Genomic DNA, 5,133 nt, shown 5'->3' with positions numbered 1-5,133 from the left:
GTGTAGTCGTTGGCTTCACCAATGAGGTAGAGCGTAATGCCCTTGCACAGGAAAGCGCCGAACGACTGACCGCCCGTGCCTTCGAGCTGGATGCGGATGGTGTCGTCGGGCAAACCTTCGGGGTGCACCTTGGTCACGGCGCCCGACAGCATGGCGCCAACCGAGCGGTTGACGTTGCGGGCCGTTTCCATGAAGGAGACTTTTTCACCCTTGTCGATGGCGGCGCGGCTCTTGGCGATCAGCACATTGTCCAAGGCCTTGGTCAGACCGTGGTCTTGAGTATCGGTGTGGCGCGAAGGCGTGCCGTCGGTGACGTGCGGCACGGCCAGCAGGCGACCAAAGTCCAGACCACGGGCTTTCCAGTGTTCGATGCCGGCGCGCATGTCGAGCAGGTCGGCACGGCCCACCAGGTCGTCGAACTTGGCGATGCCCAGCTGAGCCATGATCTGCCGCACTTCTTCGGCGATGAAGAAGAAGTAGTTGACCACGTGCTCGGGCTTGCCGCTGAACTTGGCGCGCAGCGCCGGGTCTTGCGTGGCCACGCCCACCGGGCAGGTGTTGAGGTGGCACTTGCGCATCATGATGCAACCCTCGACCACCAGCGGTGCGGTGGCGAAGCCGAATTCGTCAGCGCCCAGCAGCGCACCGATGGCGACGTCGCGGCCGGTCTTCATCTGGCCGTCGGCCTGCACACGGATGCGGCCGCGCAGGCCATTGAGCACCAGGGTCTGCTGGGTCTCGGCCAAGCCGATCTCCCAGGGCGAACCGGCGTGCTTGACAGACGACCAGGGCGAAGCGCCGGTGCCGCCGTCGTGACCGGCGATCACCACGTGGTCGGCCTTGCACTTGGCCACGCCCGCAGCGATCGTGCCCACGCCCACTTCGGACACCAGCTTGACGCTGATGTCAGAGTGAGGTGCCACGTTTTTCAGGTCGTGGATCAGCTGGGCCAGGTCTTCAATGGAGTAGATATCGTGGTGCGGCGGGGGCGAAATCAGGCCCACACCGGGCACCGAGTGGCGCAGCTTGCCGATGTACTCGGACACTTTGCCGCCGGGCAGCTGACCACCTTCACCAGGCTTGGCACCCTGGGCCATCTTGATCTGGATCTGGTCGGCGCTGGACAGGTATTCGGCCGTGACGCCAAAGCGGCCCGAGGCCACCTGTTTGATGCGCGAACGCAGGCTGTCGCCGTCATTCAGCGGCAGGTCAACTTCGACCACGTCCTTGCCGATGACCGACGCCAGAGTCTCGCCCTTCTTGATCGGAATGCCCTTGAGCTCGTTGCGGTAACGGGCCGCGTCTTCGCCGCCTTCACCGGTGTTGCTCTTGCCGCCGATGCGGTTCATGGCAATGGCCAGCGTGGCGTGGGCTTCGGTGGAGATCGAGCCCAGCGACATGGCGCCGGTGGCAAAACGTTTGACGATCTCGGCAGCAGGTTCCACCTGCTCCAGCGGAATGGCCTTGGACGGATCGATCTTGAACTCGAACAGACCGCGCAGCGTCATGTGGCGCTTGCTCTGGTCGTTGATGATCTGGGCGTATTCCTTGTAGGTGCTGAAGTTGCCGGCACGGGTGGAGTGCTGCAGCTTGGCAATCGCGTCAGGCGTCCACATGTGCTCTTCGCCACGGGCGCGCCAGGCGTATTCGCCACCGGCGTCCAGCGCATTGGCCAGCACCGGGTCGTTGCCGAAAGCGGCCTTGTGCATGCGGATGGCTTCTTCGGCGATTTCGAAAATGCCGATGCCTTCGACTCGGCTGGGGGTGCCGGTGAAGTACTTGTCGATGGTGGCCTTGTTGATACCGATGGCTTCGAACAGCTGGGCACCGCAGTAGGACATGTAGGTCGACACGCCCATCTTGGACATGATCTTGGACAGGCCCTTGCCGATCGCCTTGATGTAGTTGTAGATGGCCTTGTCGGCCGACAAGTCACCCGGCAGTTCCTTGTGCAGGGAGGCCAGGGTTTCCATCGCCAGGTAGGGGTGCACGGCTTCGGCGCCGTAACCCGCCAGCACAGCGAAGTGGTGCACTTCGCGGGCGGTGCCGGTTTCCACCACCAGACCAGCGGTGGTGCGCAGACCTTCGCGCACCAGGTGCTGGTGGATGGCCGACAGGGCCAGCAGCGCGGGCACGGCAATGCGCGCAGCGCTCACGCCACGGTCGCTGATGATCAGGATGTTGTGACCGCCCTTGATGGCGTCCACGGCTTCGGCGCACAGCGAGGCCAGCTTGGCTTCCACGCCTTCGTTGCCCCAGGCAGCGGGGTAGGTGATGTCCAGCGTGGCGCTCTTGAACTTGCCCTTGGTGGCCTGCTCGATGTTGCGCAGCTTGGCCATGTCGGCGAAGTCCAAGATGGGCTGGCTCACTTCGAGGCGCATGGGCGGGTTGACCTGGTTGATGTCCAGCAGGTTCGGCTTGGGACCGATGAAGGACACCAGCGACATCACGATGGCTTCGCGGATCGGGTCGATCGGCGGGTTGGTCACCTGGGCGAACAACTGCTTGAAGTAGTTGAACACCGGCTTGTTCTTGTCGGAGAGCACGGCCAGCGGGCTGTCGTTGCCCATGGAGCCGATGGCTTCTTCGCCGGCAGCAGCCATGGGCGCCAGCAGGAACTTGATGTCTTCCTGGGTGGTGCCAAACGCTTGCTGCAGGTCGAGCAGCGCCACGTCGGTGGCAGGTGCGTTGTCGGCCACAGCGGCCACATCGTCGAGCTTGATGCGCAGGTTGTCGATCCACTGGGCATAGGGCTTGACGCTGGCCAGGCCCGCCTTGAGCTCTTCGTCGTCGATCATGCGGCCTTGTTCCAGGTCGATCAGGAACATCTTGCCGGGCTGCAGGCGCCACTTGCGTACGATCTTGCTTTCGGGCACAGGCAGCACGCCGGATTCGGAACCCATGATGACCATGTCGTCATCGGTCACGCAGTAGCGAGAGGGGCGCAGGCCGTTGCGGTCCAGTGTGGCGCCGATCTGGCGGCCATCGGTGAACACGATCGAGGCCGGGCCGTCCCAGGGCTCAAGCATGGCGGCGTGGTATTCGTAGAACGCCTTGCGGCGCGCATCCATGGTGGTGTGCTGTTCCCACGGCTCGGGGATCATCATCATCACGGCCTGGCTGATCGGGTAGCCCGCCATGGTCAGCAGTTCCAGGCAGTTGTCGAAGGTGGCGGTGTCGGACTGGCCGGCAAAGCTGATCGGGTAGAGCTTTTGCAGGTCATCACCCAGCACGGGCGAGGACATCACGCCTTCACGGGCCTTCATCCAGTTGTAATTGCCCTTGACGGTGTTGATTTCACCGTTGTGCGCCACATAGCGGTAGGGGTGGGCCAGCGGCCACTCGGGGAAGGTGTTGGTCGAGAAACGCTGGTGCACCAGGCCCAGGGCGGAGACGCAACGCTCGTCCTGCAGGTCCAGGTAATAAGTGCCCACCTGGTCGGCCAGCAGCAGGCCTTTGTAGACCACGGTGCGGCTGGACATGCTGGGGATGTAGTACTCGTTGCTGTGCTTGAGACCCAGCGCCTGGATGGCGGCGCTGGCGGTCTTGCGGATCACGTACAGCTTGCGCTCCAAAGCGTCCTGCACGATCACATCGGCACCGCGGCCGATGAAGATCTGGCGCATGATCGGCTCTTTTTCGCGCACGCGCGGCGACATGGGCATGTCGCGGTTGACCGGCACATCGCGCCAGCCCAGCAGCACCTGGCCCTCGGCCTTGACAGCGCGTTCCATTTCCTGCTCGCAAGCCATGCGCGAGGCGTGCTCTTTGGGCAGGAAGACCATGCCCACGCCGTACTCGCCGAAAGGCGGCAAGGCCACGCCCTGCTTGGCCATCTCTTCGCGGTACAGCGCATCGGGCAGCTGGATCAGGATACCGGCGCCGTCACCCATCAACGGATCGGCACCCACGGCACCCCGGTGGTCCAGGTTTTCGAGGATTTTGAGGGCCTGCGTCACGATGGCGTGACTCTTGTTGCCTTTGATGTGCGCCACAAAGCCGACGCCGCAGGCATCGTGTTCGTTGGCCGGGTCATACAGACCGGTTTGTTGGAAGAGTTCTTTGTCAGCAGCCGTGGTCATGGCGCACTCCTAGGATTTTTACGCAGGTCAAGGAGTTTAATGCACTGCAGCATCCATGCCAACACAATTAATTGGGGTCGGATCCCAATTAATTTATCCATAGCTTCAATAACGATTTAATTGGGGACAGATCAAGGCGCGGAATTTTTGAATGGCCGCCCCGCTTTGCCTGGCACCAAGCGGCGCGACGTTCCCTGCCCCAGCTCGAGCACAAATGCCTCGGAACCCAAGGCCCAGCCCGACAAGGCGGTTTTGGTCAATTCGATACGCTGTTGCTCGCTCAAACCCGTCTGCACCAGCGCGGCATAAGCCGCCTCGCGCGCAAATGGCGTGTTGCCCAAGGCCCAATACAGTGCATGTGGCGTCACCAATTTGTCGCCCGACTGCCCAATAGAGTGCCTGTAGCTGGACCAACGGTGATCCTCCGGACGCACCACCATGCCCGCACGCACCGGGTTCAGGTCGATATAAACCATACAAGCCAAAAGATAGCGCTCACTCTCAATCAGATTGCTGCGGTAGCGCCCTTCCCACAAAGTGCCGGTCCGCTTGTGGCGTAAATTGAAGTAGCGCACATAGGCTCGGCCCACGGCCTGCATCATTTGCGGCAACCCCTCTTGCGTCTCGGGTGTGGCCAGCAAATGGAAGTGGTTGTCCATGATCACCCAGGCATGAATGGCGACCTTGAAGGTTTTGGCGTGCTCCGTCCACAAGTCCAGCAGGCGTTGCCGATCCTGATCGTCTCGCACGACGGCCTGGCGGTCGTTCCCGCGCTGGATGACGTGGTGCGGGTAACCGGCAACAGTAAGGCGAGGAAGTCGGGCCATGGGCACTCCGAAGTAGAGTGCCCAGTTTAAATGGGATCTGACCCCGATTAATGACCCCGATTTACAGCCAACTCTCTCGGGCAACTAATTCGAAACTCTCCCTCTAGAAATCGGATGGCTAGAGCGTGTACGTTTAGGTACGGTCAAGATTTCAGGCGGTCGCAAAAGGCTTGCAGGGGTTTCGGAGACCGCCGATGCCAGCTGGTGAATTACCGTCAGCGTCG

General features: G+C 62.0%; 2 protein-coding genes. Both read right to left on the bottom strand.

The genetic code is table 11. The annotated features are described in order from the left end of the window. Positions 1-4,082 (bottom strand): glutamate synthase-related protein (locus AAFM15_RS11335; RefSeq protein ID WP_341686822.1); only part of this gene is annotated, 4,082 nt, incomplete at its 3' end. 131 nt (positions 4,083-4,213) lie between these two features. Beyond that, the gene (locus tag AAFM15_RS11330) at positions 4,214-4,909 is read right to left on the bottom strand and encodes a transposase (RefSeq protein ID WP_341686821.1); all 696 of its coding nucleotides are present in this window, start codon (positions 4,907-4,909) and stop codon (positions 4,214-4,216) included. Between the last annotated feature and the right edge of the window lie 224 nt (positions 4,910-5,133).

Origin of the sequence: Limnohabitans sp. (assembly GCF_038134685.1) — a bacterium.
In the GTDB taxonomy this organism is placed as follows: Bacteria; Pseudomonadota; Gammaproteobacteria; order Burkholderiales; family Burkholderiaceae_C; genus Limnohabitans_A.
This window is presented reverse-complemented; position numbering and strand designations above follow the sequence as displayed.

Bases quoted from the DNA above. Each gene is read 5' to 3' on its own strand.
- AAFM15_RS11330 (WP_341686821.1), bottom strand. From the start codon at position 4,909: ATGGCCCGACTTCCTCGCCTTACTGTTGCCGGTTACCCGCACCACGTC.